Raw genomic sequence first — 17,224 nt, 5'->3', positions numbered from 1 at the left:
CTGAATGGCTCTACCGGCTTTGGTAGGCTCATAAGTCTCATAAGCTTCGTCCACTTCTTTAATCAGTGTTTGAAGTTTAGAAAGTACCCATTTATCTAATTCGGTTGCTTTTGATAGGTCAATTTCTCCTGTAAAATTATAATTGTCAAGGTTGGCATAAAGAGCAAAGAAATTATAGGTGTTTGTCAATGTTCCAAAGAACTTGTTTCTAGCTTCCGTAATGCCATCTAAGTTAAATTTAAGATTGTCCCAAGGCTGAGCATTGGTAATCATGTACCATCTGGTAGGGTCGGCTCCATAATTTTTTAAAGTCTCAAATGGGTCAACAGCATTGCCAAGTCTCTTAGACATTTTATTGCCTTTGGCATCCAAAACCAGACCTGTAGAAACTACATTTTTAAAAGCAACAGAGTCAAAAAGCATCCCAGAAATGGCATGAAGCGTAAAGAACCAACCACGTGTTTGGTCTACACCTTCAGAGATAAAGTCTGCCGGGAAGGATTTATCAAAAGTGCTTTCATTTTCAAATGGATAATGCCACTGAGCATAAGGCATGGCTCCTGAGTCAAACCAAACATCTATCAAGTCTGGCTCACGGAAAAGTTTTTTACCTGTTTTAGAAACGAGGACTACATCATCTACATATGGGCGGTGTAGATCGAAATTTTCGTAGTTCGACCTCACCCCCTGCCCCTCTCCGGTAGAGAGGGGAGCTTTTTCAAGTTCTTTCAGAACTCTTTCCTTTACATCTTCGATATTGTTGAGTACTTCGGCATTTTTAAATCTTATAACGCTAAAACCCTTTTGGTTTAAATAGGCCGTTCGGTAATTATCATATTTAATTGCTTCCTCAGAATCGTGAATTTCCCCATCAATTTCTACAACTAGATTATGTTTTATACACACAAAGTCCACAATGAAGTCTGCAATGGCATGTTGACGTCTGAATTTCTCACCTAAATTGTTATTTCTACATAATTGCCAGAACGCATCTTCAGCTTGTGTAGCATTCTTTCTATTCTCTCTTGCATTGGCCTTTAGATTAAACAACCATTTCTTCGTTTCAGCGGTAAAAACCAAAGCTTCTCGAAGCTCACCTCCGGAGTCAAATGTTCCACTAATTCGAGCATTATCAGAAGAAAACTTGTTTTCGTCAAAAAGCCCCTCTCCCCCGGAGAGGGGCAGGGGGTGAGGTTGAGTCTCCAAATAGTTTTTTGTCATAAACCCAGCCTCAATTGCTTTATCAATTTCAAGGCTAAGTTCGTCCACAGAGCCAATGCAAAGTATTTCATCATCTTCGTTTTTCCAGATAGGAAGCGGTGTTCCCCAAAATCTTGAACGAGAAAGATTCCAGTCCACCAAGTTTTCTAACCAGTTGCCAAACCTTCCAGAACCTGTAGATTCAGGTTTCCAGTTAATCTGCTTGTTAAGTTCTGCTAATCTATCTTTTACAGCCGTAGTTTTCACAAACCAGCTATCTAACGGATAGTATAAAATTGGTTTATCTGTACGCCAACAGTGCGGGTAGGAGTGAACATATTTTTGGACATTGAATGCTCTGTTTTCCTCTTTCAGTTTTATAGAAATCCTTTCGTCTACAGAAAGGTATTTCTCTCGTTCTTGTTTTTTCTTTTCGGTTTCTAGTTCAGCCTCGGTATAGTATTCTGCTTTTACATATTCTAAGGCAAAATCAGTTACTTCTTTCACAAAACGTCCTTTACGGTCAACCAAGGGCATGTCTTTGCCTGCTTCATCTTTGACCATTATGGCACCAATGCCATTTTGCTGAGCTACTCTAAAGTCATCGGCACCAAAAGTTGGAGCGGTGTGCACCACACCAGTACCATCTTCAGTAGTCACAAAGTCACCTATGATTATTTTAAAAGCATCTCCATTAGGCTTTACGTAAGGCAGTAGTTGCTCATAGTTTAGGCCTTCTATTTCAGAACCTTTAAAAACAGCTTCTACTGTCCACGGGATTAGTTTTTTGTTTGAAGCTTCAAAACCTTCAAAGTCACCATCTTTTCCTTTTTCTGAAAAATGCTTTCCTAGTAAGTCTTTCGCCAAAATAACATTCACAGGCAAGAAAGTGTATGGGTTGAAGGTTTTAACCAAAGCATACTCAATGTTTTTACCTATGGTCAACGCCGTGTTTGATGGCAGCGTCCAAGGAGTGGTGGTCCATGCTAAAACAAATACTTCATCATTGCCTGCGGCATCAAAAACAAAAGCTGATTTTTTGTCTTTTGTTAGCTTAAACTGAGCTGTCATAGAGGTGTCTGTCACATCTTGGTAGGCTCCTGGTTGGTTAATTTCATGCGAAGAAAGTCCAGTGCCTGCAGCAGGAGAATAAGGCTGAATGGTGTATCCTTTATATAGTAAGTCTTTGTCGTATAGTTTTTTTAGCAAACTCCATACAGACTCAATGTACTCGTTTTTGTAAGTGATATATGGGTCTTCCATGTCTACCCAGTAGCCCATTTTATCTGTCATGTCTTGCCAGATACCAGTAAATCGCATAACCGCTTCACGGCATTTTTGGTTATACTCGGCTACGGAAATTTTCTTTCCTATATCCTCTTTAGTTATTCCAAGTTCTTTTTCGACTTGAAGTTCTACTGGAAGTCCGTGTGTATCCCAACCACCTTTACGGTTTACTTGAAATCCTTTGAGCGTTTGATAGCGACAAAAAATATCTTTTATGGTTCTGGCCATCACATGGTGAATGCCAGGGGTTCCATTTGCCGAAGGCGGACCTTCATAGAAGGTAAAGGTTTTATTTCCTTCACGCTCTTCAATAGATTTCTTGAAGACATTTTCAGATTTCCAAAATGCTAAAACTTCGTCTGCTACGTCAGCGTAATTGACCGACTTATACTCAGGATATTTCATCTAAAAACTTACCAATTTGGTGTAAAAACTTGAACCGGAACTCCGGCTTTTGAAATGGTGGGCAAAGATAGGGAATTCAGTATTATAAAGGTTTCAAACTTGGCATATGTGGTATATTTGTGTTTAATTTTTCAAAATGACTTTCATTCTGGACGTACTATATTCATTTTCTATCCATTTTTTCAATTTGGGTATCAAGATAGTGAGCTTATTCAGCTCAAAAGCCAAGCTTCGTTCTGCTGGTCAAAACAATTGGAAGGATGTTGTTTCAAAAAGAGATCTAAGCAAGCCTTTGGCTTGGTTTCATTGTGCTTCTTTAGGGGAGTTTGAGCAGGGGAGACCCGTAATAGAAGCCTTCAAAAAGAAGCATCCAAAGCATCAGATATTATTAACTTTTTTTTCGCCTTCTGGTTATGAGGTAAGGAAAAACTATGCCGAGGCCGACATTATTTGCTATCTGCCACTTGACTTAAAATCTAATGTGAAACGATTTTCAGAAGCTTTTCAGCCTGATATTGCATTTTTTGTCAAATACGAGTTTTGGCGAAACTTCATAGCAGGTTTGAAAGAAAGACAAGTTCCTTTAGTTTCTTTCTCGACTATTTTTAGACCAAGTCAAACATATTTTAAATCATTTGGTGGCTTTGCCAGAAAACCACTTTTACAGATAGACAAGTTTTTTGTGCAAAATCAAGAATCAGAAGATTTGCTAAGGAAGATTAGTCAAAATAATGTAGAAGTAGCTGGTGATACTAGGTTTGACCGTGTAGCAGATACTTTAAAAACTATTCGTGAGATAGATGTGGCGAAGGTTTTCAAAAATGATAAAAAGACTTTGGTGGGTGGTTCTGTTTGGCCAGAAGATATGGAGGTGCTCATTCCTTTTATTAATAAATCAAAAGATTTGAAATTCATTTTAGCTCCTCACGAAATCAAAGACAAGCAGATGAGCGAATGGGAGAGCCAAATGAGGGATAAGTCTGTAATTAGATTTTCAAAGGCAGAGACACATTCAAATTTAGCTAAATATGATGTTCTGATAATTGACAATGTGGGCATGCTTTCTTCGCTTTATCAGTATGGTGAATTTGCATTTATTGGTGGAGGTTTTGCCACTGGGCTTCATAATATATTGGAAGCGGCGACTTTCGGAATGCCTATATTTTTTGGAGATAAAGCTTTCAAGAAATTTCAGGAAGCTAAGGACTTAATGGAAGAGAAGGGAGCTTTTAGTATTTCGGGTTTTGATGATTTCAATCAAATTATGGAGGAGCTGCTTAGGGACGCTTCGAAATATCAAGAAACAAAAAACATCACTGCTGTATATGTCAAAAATCACACCGGGGCTACCGATGTGATTTTAAATTGGATAGAAAATTCGAGAATTCTTAAACCTTAAACTTCGCCTTCAAATAATCCATTGTCATTTTATTGGCCACTTTAGTGGCTTCAGGGTCGTGTTTGGCATTACTCGGATTTGCAAAACCGTGCACCGCATCAAAAATTTTATAAGTCAACTTTTTGTCGGCCTTTTTCATATTAGCCGCAAAAGTCTCAATGACATCCTTACTAATCCATTTTTCTGTAGCAAAAAGTCCAAGTACATCTGAGTTTAACGTTTTTAGCTGCTCCACATCTTGAACAGGCATGCCATAATACATTACAGTACCCACAGCCTGCTGACCCTCTAGAAGAGCAGACCTAAGAGATAGGCCACCACCAAAACACCATCCCACACTCGCAATTTTTGCTTTAGGACCAGCATAGTTAATTCCAGCTTTCATGATGTTTTCTAGTCTTGTTTGGTCTGCACCACCCATTAGTTTTCCGGCTACTTCTGGGTTTGTAGTCGTTTTGCCATCATACATGTCAAGAGCCAATACATTTACCTTACCATTAAGATCTTTAAAGTAAGTATTTGCCTCGTTTCTAATATGGTCATTTAATCCCCACCATTCTTGGTAAACCAACAGCCATTTATTGCTGTTTGAAGTGGATTTAATGAAATAGCCAGATGCATCCTTTCCATCTGGCGAAGTGATTTTTATTTCATCACCTAGGACTTTAAAATTGATTTCAATTGGAGATGGGTGCATTTTTATGAACTCAGGGTCATTGACGAAGTCTGCCATGCTCGCTGGCATTACATTATGACACATAGTGATTTCCTTTTCTAGCTCGGGTTGACTTTGAAAGCCGAAAAAGGTCCAAAAGAGAAGAAAAAAAGCATATAGTTTAAACATAATCTATTCGTTATTTAATTGGAATTCAGAAAAGAGGCATTCGAAATGATTAACAATTTTCATCTTTTTAAGTTCTAATGTGACTCATTGATATGTTTGGCTATGACATCTTCGCCCCAGTCATTTGTGAGGTCACGAACCACAGAATGCACATGATTATTGTCGTTTTGTGTGCAGTCGTATTCTATTAAAAGTACTGGGTTATGAATTCTGTAATAATGTCCTTCGCCCCATTTTTCGCCACCCATCCACACAAAGTGCAGTTTTTCTAAACCTGCGGCTTCGATCTTTTTCATGAATTCATTTGCAAAGCCATTCGGAGCTCTTTTCACATGATGGCTAATAATTTTCATAAGTTCTAGCTGTTGTTCTTTACTCATTTCCCCGAAAGCAATCCCTTCGTTTTGGTTTATCTCTGCCAGAGCCTTGTTTGAGCTTACTACATCATAAGGTGCTTTATCGTTGATTTTTGCTTTGGCATGTTGCTGGGAGTCTAAAGACTTTATAAAGGCAAATCCCATAGCTGTTTCATCTCTTAAGACCTCCGTGCCTTCTGGCAGGGGCATTCCCGCGGGTACTCTGGCAGGATTAGTTCCGAAGAATAGGGGTGTAGCAGAGTCAATTTTACCTTTTTCGGAAGAATAGTTAAGGGATAGATGGTGACCTTCTATTCTCCAAGCCCAGTTTTTATGAGCATCTGGAGTTCCGAAAAATGAGAAATAGTATTTCTGTGGGTCGCGGTGGTCGCTATCTGTTGGTCTGTTTTCCAAAACGTGTAAAACACCCTCTAACTGCATAATGGCAAGTGCCGTTTTGGTTCCTTCTGCACTGAGAGAGGCATACAACACATTCATGGCTAGTTTCTTTTGGTCATCAGAGAGTTTGCGGTAGTCTAGACCGTTTCTTGGGACAGGCGTATAGAACCAATTTTTTCTTTCTTTGTCAGTAAAGCTAAAAATGGCTTCCGCTTTTTGTTCTTTAGAAAGTGTATTGAGAAATTTTTCTGAAGCCTTTAAGATTTCGGAATTGGTGTTTTTTTGAGCGACTCCGCAGGATACAGAGAAGCATAAAATCAATACAATTAGTTTTTTCATCGTTTTAGGAGGGTTGAAATATTGTTCAATCTATATATATTGATTGGAATTAAAAATACCTTGTAAAAGTCAATGAAAAATAAAGGCTGGCAAATGACGGTAAGTATTATAGGATCTGGAAATATTGCATGGCACTTGGTCAATGTTTTTGAAGAAAAAGGGGTTAGGGTAGCGGAGGTTTTTGGTAGAGATAAGAAAAAGGTAGAAGCTATTACGGGCTACCTTTATGATGTGAAAGTCAAAACAGATCTAGATTTCTCAAATAGCCCTTCCGATATTTTTATTCTTGCAGTTTCCGATGACGCCATTGAAGCTGTAGCTAGCCAAGTTATTCTTCCCCCGAATAAGTTATTGATTCATACATCGGGAGCTAGGGATATGAATGTTTTGCTTAAAGCATCCTATACAAACCCCAATGTTAAAGTGGGCGTGCTATATCCTTTAATGACTTTTACTCGTGGTTTAAAAGTCAATTTTAGGGAAGTGCCTGTTTGTTTGGAAGCAGAAGATAAAAGTACTCAGGATATTCTAAGTGATTTGGCCTCAAGAATTTCAGATAAAATTTACTTCGTAAACTCTATTCAACGTTCTGTTTTGCATGTTGGAGCAGTTTTTAGTTGTAACTTTACCAACCATTTATTGGCCCTAGGAAAAGAGATTTTGGAAGATTCTGAACTCGATTTTGACCTTTTAAAGCCCTTGATAAATGAAACGTTTAAGAAAGGTATGAAAGCAAATCACCCAGCGGAGGTTCAGACGGGGCCAGCCATTAGAGATGATTTTAGTACAATAGATAAACATAGAGAAATTTTAAAAGAGGATGAAGACCTCCTAGAGGTGTATAACGTCTTAACAAAGAGTATTCAAGACTGGTATCAATGAAAAAAGTATTAATTCTAATTTTTATTGCCGTAGGAATTACAAGCTGTGGCACATCTCAATCAAAAGAAGAAAAAACAGAAGAGCCTTCTTTTAATCCAAGAGCGGAACTGCCTGGTACGATAACATATGTGGGTTTAAAGGAGCCAAGTGAGGGAGCCGCTATTCCTAATACCGAAAAAGCACCGGATAAAATGGTGGCTATAAATGGCGGCAATGTAAGAATAGGTTCAGAAGAAGGTTTTGAGCATGAAAGACCGATGTTTTGGGCAAGAATAAAACCTTTTTTTATGGATAAGTCGCCAGTGACCGTAGCCGAGTTTAGGAAGTTTGTGGAAGCCACGGATTATAAAACAGAAGCGGATAAATTTGGCAATGCCGGTATAATACATGAATCCACAGATAAAAACTGGATTCTAAAGGATGGGGCGAATTGGGAATACCCATTAGGAAAGGACTTTCCTAAAGCAGGAGACGACCATCCAGTAACCCAAGTTTCTTGGAATGATGCTACGGCTTATGCCACATGGGCAGGTAAAAGATTACCACATGAAATAGAGTGGGAGCATGCCGCTAGAAACGGAAGCAACTCCAGAGATATATATGCTTGGGGTAACCAAATATCAGAAAATGGAAAATATTTAGCGAATGTATGGCAAGGTACCTTCCCCAACTTTAATGAAAATACAGATTCTTTTGCCGAGACTTCTCCGGTAGGGCAATTTGGAGAAAGCCCTATTGGCTTAACAGATCTTTCTGGAAATGTATGGGAGTGGTGCTCAAATTATCTTTTTGACTATCGCTCCTTAATTATGGAAGATATTCCCTCTACCTTTAAAGGGGAAAAAGCAGAAAGAGGAGGTTCTTTCCTTTGTGAGCCTAGTTGGTGTCATGGATACAGGGTTTCTGGCAGGTCTTCTTCTTCTCCAGAAACAAGCTTATTTCATGTTGGTTTTAGGTGTGTAAAAGACTTATAAATGTCATGTACTTTGGGTAAAATGTGAACCATTACAGCGTTAAAATGATGAATAAATTATACATTTTTATTTCCTTGACACTTTTTACTCAGTATGCAGAGGCTCAAGCTTCTCATACCGTAAATATTCATATCAATGAGTTTACTGAAATTAGAGCAAAGCCTACAAAGCTAGAACAGACGGATTTTAAGTTTGATGATGTGAGCCAAATAGTAAGTGGAATTACAAAGTGGGGGGTAGGTAGTTATCAGGTAAGATCTAATAACGAATGGGTAGTGTCTGTTAGAGCTAAGAATGCGTTTTTTACAAATATAGGTGAAGGAAGTAGTACGGATATGCCGTGCTCTATATTAAAAATAAAAGAAGGAAACTCTCCAAACGAATTTCAAACCTTGGCTACGTTACCCACTCCTATTAAATCTGGAAGCTCTGGAGACTTTGGTGGGCAGAATGAATTCAACCTCGATTATCAAGCCAATCCTGGTATAGGCTATTCTGCAGGTATTTATACCATGAATGTGGTACTAACCGTGAGTCCCAATTAGTTTATATTTCCCTTAGAATTTTGATGATTATTGTCTTTTTCGAAGACTTTAGTGTTCTTTTTATTTTTAATGATTCTAAATAGAAAATATTTAGAATCATTTTTTTTTGCCCTTCCCAAGAGCAATTATATAGAGAATTCGAAATTTATTATATTGTATTAGACTGCTATTAATGAATCAATTAGTTGACGAAGTGTAGTATTGTGTCGACTATTATCCTTTACCCGCTATCCTTTGTTCAGGTTTATTAATTCTATTTCGTATAGAGAAAAAGCACGTTGGTACTTTCAATTGGCACAGAATTAGTGATATATGATTCAACGGAATGTTCTAAGCCATGGATTATGAACATTAACTGTTTTAGTTTTTTGATTTATTTAATCGAATTTTTTCTGGTTTTTAAAACGTTGCATGAAGATCACATGAAGTGTTTATAGTCCAAAAAGGATTCACAAAAAACGGACGTATGTTAGGAAAAGTCACAACAATGCTTTTGGTATTGTTTGCTGTTTCCAAACTTACTTATGGGCAAGGTGCCCATCAAGTATCCATAGGCATAAACCCCGCATTGGATTTAAAGTTTGTAAATGGCACGTCTGCTATTAGACATATTTCTCTTACATCTAAAAAGGATTTAGAGGAAGGCGTGTTTAAAGCAAACCAAGCAATGCTTCAGATTCAGGCCAATCAGAATTGGAAGTTGACAGTTTCCGCAGGTTTCCCATTATTCTCCTATTTCAATGTTAACAATCCGGTCAATCCGAATATGCCATCAGAGGTTTTACAGTTTCGTAAAAGTGGTGCCACAGAATATAGTGCACTATCTTACTCGGAACCCTTTGAAATAGCAACAGGAACACCCGGGGCTTACAAAGATAATGGACATGGAATTTCTGTGGATTACTTCGCCAACCCTGGTTTTAATTATCCCGAGGGCTTATACTTTATAAATGTTTTTTATACGGCATCGGCTCAGTAAAGAATCTAACCTGACTTATGTGCATCGTCCTAATGAATTTCAATTATTAACAAAAAAATGAAAATGAAAAAAACACTATTTTCAATCGGATTAGCATTAGTATCTTTTACTGGATTTTCTCAAAGTTCTCACCAAGTGAACATTAGTATTTCGTCGGTGGCGGAGCTTGAATTAGGTGATGAGAACGGCATTAGTTTCTCATTTGCAAACGCAGATGCCATTGAAGCAAATAGCCACGAATCGCAAACAAAATCTTTGAGTATCCAAGCCAACTCAGCTTGGGGTATTGATGTTTACGCGAGCTCTAACTTTATAGAAGCTGCAGATGAGACGCTTAACATTCCTATATCTGTTCTTACTGTCAACTCTAAGGCTATTGGCATAGGTGTAGATAATAAGGTAGAGGTAGAGTCTGGAACTGCTGGAAGTTACCCAGAAGTTGAATTATCTTATGATGTAGATTTAGGAACTGGTAAATGGGAATATGCAGCTGGTGAATACAGTACAACTGTTTACATTACCATGACAACCGACTAAGTCTTGTATTTTTATAAGAGTGGGAGCTACTGACCCTCTCACTCTTTACTTGCTTTCTTAAAAAAATAATTACGTGCTGAATAAAATAAAAATATCGCTTTTGACAAGCGTCTTGGCAATGTATGCCCTTATTGGTTTTGGCCAGGAAGGAATTGCTGCAGATGGTCGCTTTTCTGCGAGTCTTATTAAGGACTCTCTGAGTCTTTCCACAGGCCAGTACGGATTTAACTCTTTAACTATTATTAACCATTCTGGAAACCTGTTGGAACTGGGTCTCAAAATAGATCTTCCTTCTGGTTTGTCCTTATTGCATCCTATGCCTTCTTATGTGAGTATTTCTGAAGGACATAACAGTATTTTGGCTTTTCGTATTAAGGCCTCTTCTGGACTATCGGCCGGGAGAGTTTATCCTGTAAGAATAACGATAGAAGACCCAGTAACGGGTTCTTTAATTTATAAGATTTTCGAAGTTACAATGGAAGCCGTTACAAATTGGCGTGGAACTTTGGACGAATCTGTAATTTATAGTTCAGACCAGGATGTCCTTCCGGAATTTAGCTTTAGAATTACAAATTCTGGAAATAGATCAGAACTTTTTGATTTCTCCTTTGATTCCAAATTAAGGCTAACCTTGCCTAGCAAAGGAAATCAGCTCATATTAAAGCCGGGAACAGATACCCTCATAACCGTAGGCGTAAGAAGTAGAAATTTAGAAGAGATAAATGATGAAATAGCTATTCTAATCCAATCAAGGAATTCTCAGAAGGTTTTGCATCAAAAAATATTTATTGTTTCAAATGAGTTTAAAGCTCACGAGTTTCAAAATTACTTTATGCCAATGGAGTTTCGATGGACCGGTGTTAATTTGGCCAAGGGTAGCTCAATCACCCAATTTTTAGAGGCCAATGGTGCCTTAAAGTTAAGCAATAGAAGAACGTTAAGTTTCAATACCCGATTTAACATAAGGGATGGTTCTTATAATGATCTAAACAGTTACTATATCCTTAATTATAATTCTCCAAAATTAGATTTACAATTGGGCACCATTCAAGATTTTATGTACACTCAGATTAGTGGATTGGGAGTTCGGGCTGGTTTTAGAGATGATAATAAAACGTATCAAATATTAAGTGTAAAAAATAAATTTAACGACGGAAGTGTTACGGGACTTAGACAGGAAATTAGCCTTTCGCAAAAGGGAAAAATCTTAACGGAAGCTCTGCATAATAGAAATGTCGAAACCGGTGTAGTGAGTTCTTTTGGGCTTCATACCTATGCTTTAGTATTTCGAGATAATTCTCGACTGCAAATAAAGGCAGGGTACAGCGGAGAGAAAGCGGCCAAGATTGGTGTTATTAATAAAGGATTTACCGGCGGTTATGTTTTTAATACTGCTAAAAAACACCATTCGTTTAGGTCTAATTTCCAATTTTCTTCTAAATGGTTTCCTGGCGTAAATCGCGGATTAAACTATCAAAACCACGATTTGATGCTGGTTTTTGGTCCTCTTCAGCTCGGTGGATTTGGAAATGTAATGAAACGGATTCCCGAAATTTATAATAGTGACTTTAGCGATTCTTATAGTTTGACAACCAATGAAAACAAGGAATACGGGGGGCAATTGGCATTTAAAATGGGCTATGGTAAACTTTTAGTGAAAGCAGGAAACACCTATCAAGTCCAGAATAGCTCAAGCATGATTCGGGATGAAGGGTTGAACTCAAACCCTAGTATCGAAGGTCAGAAAGTGTCCTTAAGTTATTTTTTAAAGAATGCGATTACAGACCAAATTTTGACTGTCCATGCTATTAACTCTCGTTTTATGGAAGGAGATAGTAGAGGAGAAAAAGTGGTTTCATATAATGCTATGCTAAACGGCAGGTTTAAATCTTTCGGCTACACACTGAGGTATGAGCATGGCCCGTCTTATTATTTTGATTATTTGTATCAATATAAAACAGGAAATCAAATGAAACGTCAGCATTACAGCGTATACTGGAATTCTGATGATCGCAAGACGCTAAAAGCAAGAGTATCTGCCAGTTATTTTGATATGTCGAGCTATTCTTCAAAGAATTTAAATATTAGAACTGATTTGGAGTTTGACTCCCCTAATAAAAAATGGAGTTTTGGATTGACTTCTTCTATGAATCTCCTCAAAACAGCTGAGTCTCCATTTGTAACACTTTCTTTGAAGAAGCTCATTGATCTACCCTTACCTTTCGTGAAGAGATACACTAATCTAAAAGTAAGAATGTTTAAAGATGCCAATAATAATAATGTTTGGGATAAAGGTGAAGAGCCTTTGAGGCAAGCCAATGTAAAAGTTAATGGGAACCATTTGAGGAGTAATAATAATGGAGATATCTTCATGAAAAACGTGGAAAAGGGCGATTATATTATCGATTTTAGTCCTATTACAAATCAAAAAGGGTGGATGCCGCCTAAATTGTTATCAGACACCATCTCTTTAAAAAGAAACAGAGAGTTGGTTGTTCCTTTTAAGACCTCTAAGGTAATCTCTGGTAAAATTGTTTATGAGGCTTCTAACTATTCGTTAATGTCAACAGTAAAACTTTCAGGTTTAAGAATCATTGCCACAAATGTTCATGGTGAGTCATTTCAAACCATCACCAACCAAGAGGGACTTTTCTTTTTTAATTTAGTGGAGGGGAATTATACCATTAAAATGCCTACAACGGTCTTAGATGAAAGGATGCATTTTGATAGAGTTCTAGAAGAGGTAAAATTAGATTCCGAAAACCAGCCATCTTTGATTTTCACTGTTAAAGAGAAAGGTAGAAAACTGAATATCAAAAAAGCGGGCTCTTATTAAGGCTTCTTAATCCGCGGTTAAAGTAAAAACCACATCTAGGGAATACCGCCCACTCCTTTGAGATTGCGGAACGTTTGCCAACAAATCCAAATTGAAATTATTACTTGCGTTTCCCGTACCACCCCTTCTGCCAGTGGCAATTGCTGTTTGATTTATTGTAATAGGTATAAACACATTAAAAGAGCCCTTTCTGAGACTTAATGTGGAGGAAGATAATGTGCTATTTTGACCATTTTCATAATCTTGAAAAGTAGAAGTCAAAGAAGAAATGGTTAACTGCCAGTTTCTATTTGATTTGATTTTGACGTTAAATACATCATTTTTAAGAATGCCGTTTCTGAAATCTTGGACTTGCTCGAATTTATAGTTTAGGTCTTGACCGACTACAGAAACCTGTAGGCTCATAAATGGCCGGATATCTAAATGAGTTTGAACACCCTGACCTGAGCCAAATTGCCCAAATCCTGCCATCGGGAATGCCATTAAAAAGAAGTATTTTATCATTTATTGCTCGGAGAGTGTAAAGATGATAGAATAGAAGTATTGCCCAGGCTCATGCTCAAAGCCAATGGGAGCTACGTGTAAATCATAATGATAGTAGGAGTTTTTATTATTACTCCTATTGTGAACCAGTATATTAGTGTCTGGGAAATCTAATGGGTATAGCTGCTCATAGTTAGAAGAAACGGCAATGTTGCTGTTTGTTAGCTTCAAGGCATATATGTTTGTAGGTATTTTTGAAAAGGAATAATTCATGTTGGAAACCGTTCGGGCAGAAACTAAAATACTTTTTTTGTTCTTTCCAATATTCAAAACAATGGCGTCCGAGATGACCTTGGTGATTTCAAAATCTGTCTCATTTTGGTATATCAAACCTAAATTTTTCGAAGAAATAGAAAAATCGATGGATTGAGCATTTGCGGTATTAAATTTGAATACAAATAACAGGATGCTCAAGATGAATGTTGGTTTGAGCCTCCTTAATTTTACTAAAACTGATTCTGATAATATTTTCAAAATGAAACAAAGTTTTTTCTTGATAACATTTTTATTAATAGCTAAGCTTAGCGTTGCTCAGCATTTTAATATTCATCCTACATCTCTACACTTTAGCCTCAGTGATATAGGGAATACTGAAACTCAAACCATAAATATCACGAATAATTCTGAAAAAAGTCAAGCGATAGAGATATACTTGGGCGATTGGAACAGGAACGAAGATGGCACACATTCTTATTTTGAAGCGGGTACACAAACCTATTCATGCTCAAAATGGGTGACTTTAAATACCAATTTCTTGAATTTAGGTCCTAAAGAATCTGGTCAGCTCATTGTAACTTTACATGCTCCAGATAATAAGAAGGATTTGGAAGCTATGAAATGGACCATGCTTTATATTCAGGGTTCGGAGTTTAGAGAGAAGGTTAGTCAAGGTTCTACAGGTATCCAAACGAAAATCAATGAAATTATGCGTTTTGGTGTGCATCTATATCAAACTCCAGGAAATCTTAAATTATTTGAAGCAAAAGCGGTTGATATTAAGCAAAACCCAGACGACGCCAACGTTTTCGACATGGAAGTGAAGAATACTGGTTATGTTATGGTACGCACAAAAACATATTTAGAGCTGACCAACGTTAGTACGGGAGAAGAGTTTAAAGGTGAGATAGAAGAATGTCCTATATTCCCATTGGGGAAACGTGTTGTATCCTTACATTTGCCGAAGGGCTTGCCAAAAGGCCAATATTCCATGCTTGGTATATTGGACTATGGGAATCCGGATTCTCTAGAAGCAATAGAACAAATAGTAGAGATAAAATAGGCTCCTGAAAACTGGGCCATGCTTTCTTAATGGTACCAAAAGTCATAGCAATTTCAAATCAAAAGGGTGGGGTAGGTAAAACCACCACCAGTGTAAACCTGTCTGTAGGTCTTGCTATGCGAGGCTATAAAGTGTTGCTGATAGATACCGATTACCAGTCGTCTTGTACGGTGGCATTGGGTATTAATATGGAATATGACAATAAGAGTATTTATGCCGCATTAGTTGGTTTAGCTCCTATCCAAGATTGCATTATTCCTACTAAAAGAAGGAACCTAGATATTATTCCCTCTACACAGCATTTGGTAGGGGCAGAAATAGAACTTATTACGGCTACAGAAAGGGAGTTTATCCTTTCAGAAAAATTAGAAATCATTAAGCCGCTTTATGATTTCATTTTTATTGATTGCCCGCCATCTTTGGGAATTGTTCCTATCAATAGTTTGGTGGCAGCAGATTCTGTAATTATCCCACTTCAGTGCGAATTTTTTGGTTTGGAGGGCATGCAGATGCTCTTGGATACCATAAAGATTTTACAAGGAAGATTAAAGCCTAATCTTTACGTTGAAGGAATTTTGATGACCATGTTTGATGATGAAGCTGAGTTTTCAAGAACCATTATGGATCTAATGCGTAAAGAATTTAAAGACGAGGTTTTTGATACCTTTATTCCTCGTGATCCAGATTTTATTGATTCCACAGCCAGTCAAATTCCTGTAATTGCCACAGGAAAAATGGACTCCATAGGTCTTAAAGCATACGATAGATTAATCTTGGAATTTTTAGAAAAGTACAATCTTAAGAAAAGGAAGAAGGGGTAGAGGCTTTCCTACATTTTATTGGCCTTACTGCAAAATGTGTTCTTATGATAGTATGTCAATGTAAATGCACTTTACAGTGGCAATTATTACATATCTAAAAAAAAGCAACTTTTATTTTATTGCTTGAATATTTAAAGTAACAATATTTTATTGTGTTATAGGTTGTCCTAAAGATAGGCTCAGTTGTCTGTTTTGTAGAGTTGGTTGCTTTGGAAGTTGGAAATAGATTATGATTTATCATTTTTAATCTTAAATCATTTCAAAATTCTAACAACTATTATCGATGAAGGGTCTTAAAATAAAGTGCTATATTTTACTGTTACTTATTGCAACTCAACTGGTAAAAGGGCAATCTGTTTCAAATTCTGATGAAAAGGGCAGTATTGTCGCAAATATAAATACTCAGAATAATATAAATAGTTCTGCTCTTTTTGAGGTAAGAAGCTCTGATAAAGGTATGCTTCCACCAAGAATGACGACTGTTCAAATTAATGGAATCCAAAACCCTGCAAATGGTTTGATGGCCTATGATACTGATCTGAAATGTTTGAAAGTTTACAATGGTACTATTTGGGAATGTGCTGGAGCAGATGTAGTTGCCAGTACACCTTTGAGCTCATCATATGCATTTCAATCAATAAGTGACAATTACGTAAAATCTGAAGCTATTGCAGCAGATAATGCGGGCAATACAGTTTCCGTGGGAAGTTTTAGAGGAGCTGTTACTTTTGGGAAAAACTTTAATAGTATGACCCTAACGGCTGCTGGAGAGTATGATGGATATATTGTGAAACACAATTCAGATGGCGAATTAATTTGGGCAACTCAAATAGCTGGTAGTGCAAATGATCAAGAAATTTTGGACGTGGACATTGATGCTTCAGGTAATATTGCTGTTACGGGGTATTTAAAAAATACCACTACGTTCTATTCAACAAATGGCTCTTCAAGTTCATATACTACTAACAGTTCATATTATTCTCAAATTTTTGTAGCTAAATATAACTCTTCAGGAATTTTACAATGGTTTAAAGCTGCGGGTTCATCAGGGAGTTATCATTGTCAGGGTTTAGGAGTTGCATTCGACGGAAGTGGCAATATATTTTTTACTGGATTTTACAAAGGTGGAGTTGCATTTGATGGTCAAAACTTTACTTCAATAAGCAATACAGATGATATTTTTATTGCTAAACTAAACTCAGCAGGTGTTTACTCCTGGATTAAAACATCCGGTGGCACAAGCAATGATGAAGGTGGATATAGGTTGGTATGCGATAATTCTAATAATGTCTATTTATATGGATGGTATCAAGGAACATCCACATTTGGAGAAAATGCAGCCGCTGTAAGTCTTACATCTCGTGGTGATGATGATTATTTTATTGCTAAATATTATTCTGGAGGAGGTTTGGCATGGGTGAAAACTGCTGGTGGCGTATATGACGATAATATGGGAGGATTGGCCTATTCTTCAGTTGCCAATGCAATTTATATATCAGGAGATTATCGAGGTACTTTATCATTTGGCCCTGGATTAGGAACAAATCCATTGGCTCCAGTAAGCTCTACAAGTTATTATAATGGTTTTTTAGCAAAATA

Annotated in this window: 15 protein-coding genes; 10 read left to right on the top strand and 5 right to left on the bottom strand. The window is 37.2% G+C overall.

Annotated elements, in window-relative coordinates:
• Nucleotides 1–2,892 (bottom strand): class I tRNA ligase family protein (locus tag ACTBZY_RS08250; RefSeq protein ID WP_463045853.1); only part of this gene is annotated, 2,892 nt, incomplete at its 3' end.
• Between the two features lie 136 nt (nucleotides 2,893–3,028).
• Here ACTBZY_RS08250 and ACTBZY_RS08245 point away from each other — a divergent pair.
• Nucleotides 3,029–4,291 (top strand): 3-deoxy-D-manno-octulosonic acid transferase, encoded by a 1,263-nt coding sequence (locus ACTBZY_RS08245; protein ID WP_463045852.1) that lies wholly within the window; start codon nucleotides 3,029–3,031, stop codon nucleotides 4,289–4,291.
• On the opposite strand, the gene ACTBZY_RS08240 is transcribed toward ACTBZY_RS08245, so the two are convergent.
• Both ACTBZY_RS08240 and ACTBZY_RS08235 read right to left on the bottom strand, forming a co-directional pair.
• A complete protein-coding gene (locus tag ACTBZY_RS08240) occupies nucleotides 4,281–5,135 on the bottom strand; it encodes a dienelactone hydrolase family protein (RefSeq protein WP_463045851.1) in 855 nt (284 codons plus the stop codon). The two genes, ACTBZY_RS08245 and ACTBZY_RS08240, sit on opposite strands and share 11 nt — an antisense overlap.
• Nucleotides 5,136–5,209: 74 nt before the next feature.
• Complete coding sequence (locus tag ACTBZY_RS08235) at nucleotides 5,210–6,229, bottom strand: DUF3500 domain-containing protein (protein ID WP_463045850.1); 1,020 nt, start codon at nucleotides 6,227–6,229, stop codon at nucleotides 5,210–5,212.
• Between the two features lie 72 nt (nucleotides 6,230–6,301).
• Here ACTBZY_RS08235 and ACTBZY_RS08230 point away from each other — a divergent pair, with 72 nt between their 5' ends.
• From ACTBZY_RS08230 to ACTBZY_RS08205, 6 genes are all read left to right on the top strand, one after another.
• On the top strand, nucleotides 6,302–7,111 hold the full coding sequence (locus tag ACTBZY_RS08230) for a Rossmann-like and DUF2520 domain-containing protein (protein ID WP_463045849.1): 810 nt from the start codon (nucleotides 6,302–6,304) through the stop codon (nucleotides 7,109–7,111).
• A complete protein-coding gene (locus ACTBZY_RS08225) occupies nucleotides 7,108–8,085 on the top strand; it encodes a formylglycine-generating enzyme family protein (protein WP_463045848.1) in 978 nt (325 codons plus the stop codon). Before ACTBZY_RS08230 ends, ACTBZY_RS08225 begins: the two co-directional genes overlap by 4 nt.
• Nucleotides 8,086–8,129: 44 nt before the next feature.
• Nucleotides 8,130–8,630, top strand: a complete 501-nt coding sequence (locus ACTBZY_RS08220; protein ID WP_463045847.1) for a hypothetical protein — start codon at nucleotides 8,130–8,132, stop codon at nucleotides 8,628–8,630.
• A 466-nt stretch (nucleotides 8,631–9,096) separates the two neighbouring features.
• Nucleotides 9,097–9,609, top strand: a complete 513-nt coding sequence (locus ACTBZY_RS08215) for a hypothetical protein (protein ID WP_463045846.1) — start codon at nucleotides 9,097–9,099, stop codon at nucleotides 9,607–9,609.
• 63 nt (nucleotides 9,610–9,672) lie between these two features.
• The gene (locus ACTBZY_RS08210) at nucleotides 9,673–10,146 is read left to right on the top strand and encodes a hypothetical protein (protein ID WP_463045845.1); all 474 of its coding nucleotides are present in this window, start codon (nucleotides 9,673–9,675) and stop codon (nucleotides 10,144–10,146) included.
• A gap of 73 nt (nucleotides 10,147–10,219) precedes the next feature.
• Entirely contained in the window at nucleotides 10,220–12,982 is a 2,763-nt protein-coding gene (locus tag ACTBZY_RS08205; RefSeq protein WP_463045844.1) for a hypothetical protein, read from the top strand.
• Between the two features lie 6 nt (nucleotides 12,983–12,988).
• Here the strand turns inward: ACTBZY_RS08205 and ACTBZY_RS08200 are convergent, their stop codons facing one another.
• Nucleotides 12,989–13,486, bottom strand: coding sequence for a hypothetical protein (locus ACTBZY_RS08200; protein ID WP_463045843.1), 498 nt, complete (start codon nucleotides 13,484–13,486; stop codon nucleotides 12,989–12,991).
• On the bottom strand, nucleotides 13,487–13,939 hold the full coding sequence (locus tag ACTBZY_RS08195; RefSeq protein ID WP_463045842.1) for a hypothetical protein: 453 nt from the start codon (nucleotides 13,937–13,939) through the stop codon (nucleotides 13,487–13,489).
• Between the two features lie 61 nt (nucleotides 13,940–14,000).
• Between ACTBZY_RS08195 and ACTBZY_RS08190 the strand changes: the two genes are divergently transcribed.
• The 3 genes from ACTBZY_RS08190 to ACTBZY_RS08180 form a co-directional block, all read left to right on the top strand.
• Complete coding sequence (locus ACTBZY_RS08190; protein WP_463045841.1) at nucleotides 14,001–14,804, top strand: fimbrial biogenesis chaperone; 804 nt, start codon at nucleotides 14,001–14,003, stop codon at nucleotides 14,802–14,804.
• Nucleotides 14,805–14,833: 29 nt separating this feature from the next.
• Nucleotides 14,834–15,625, top strand: coding sequence for a ParA family protein (locus tag ACTBZY_RS08185; protein WP_463045840.1), 792 nt, complete (start codon nucleotides 14,834–14,836; stop codon nucleotides 15,623–15,625).
• Between the two features lie 283 nt (nucleotides 15,626–15,908).
• A partial coding sequence (locus ACTBZY_RS08180) for an NHL repeat-containing protein (RefSeq protein WP_463045839.1) occupies nucleotides 15,909–17,224 on the top strand: 1,316 nt, incomplete at its 3' end.

The organism is Arcticibacterium sp. (assembly GCF_055134445.1).
This window is presented reverse-complemented; position numbering and strand designations above follow the sequence as displayed.

Coding starts and splice junctions, on each gene's coding strand:
- ACTBZY_RS08245 (WP_463045852.1), top strand. CDS start 3,029: ATGACTTTCATTCTGGACGTACTATATTCATTTTCTATCCATTTTTTC.
- ACTBZY_RS08240 (WP_463045851.1), bottom strand. CDS start 5,135: ATGTTTAAACTATATGCTTTTTTTCTTCTCTTTTGGACCTTTTTCGGC.
- ACTBZY_RS08235 (WP_463045850.1), bottom strand. CDS start 6,229: ATGAAAAAACTAATTGTATTGATTTTATGCTTCTCTGTATCCTGCGGA.
- ACTBZY_RS08230 (WP_463045849.1), top strand. CDS start 6,302: ATGAAAAATAAAGGCTGGCAAATGACGGTAAGTATTATAGGATCTGGA.
- ACTBZY_RS08225 (WP_463045848.1), top strand. CDS start 7,108: ATGAAAAAAGTATTAATTCTAATTTTTATTGCCGTAGGAATTACAAGC.
- ACTBZY_RS08220 (WP_463045847.1), top strand. CDS start 8,130: ATGATGAATAAATTATACATTTTTATTTCCTTGACACTTTTTACTCAG.
- ACTBZY_RS08215 (WP_463045846.1), top strand. CDS start 9,097: ATGTTAGGAAAAGTCACAACAATGCTTTTGGTATTGTTTGCTGTTTCC.
- ACTBZY_RS08210 (WP_463045845.1), top strand. CDS start 9,673: ATGAAAAAAACACTATTTTCAATCGGATTAGCATTAGTATCTTTTACT.
- ACTBZY_RS08200 (WP_463045843.1), bottom strand. CDS start 13,486: ATGATAAAATACTTCTTTTTAATGGCATTCCCGATGGCAGGATTTGGG.
- ACTBZY_RS08190 (WP_463045841.1), top strand. CDS start 14,001: ATGAAACAAAGTTTTTTCTTGATAACATTTTTATTAATAGCTAAGCTT.
- ACTBZY_RS08185 (WP_463045840.1), top strand. CDS start 14,834: ATGGTACCAAAAGTCATAGCAATTTCAAATCAAAAGGGTGGGGTAGGT.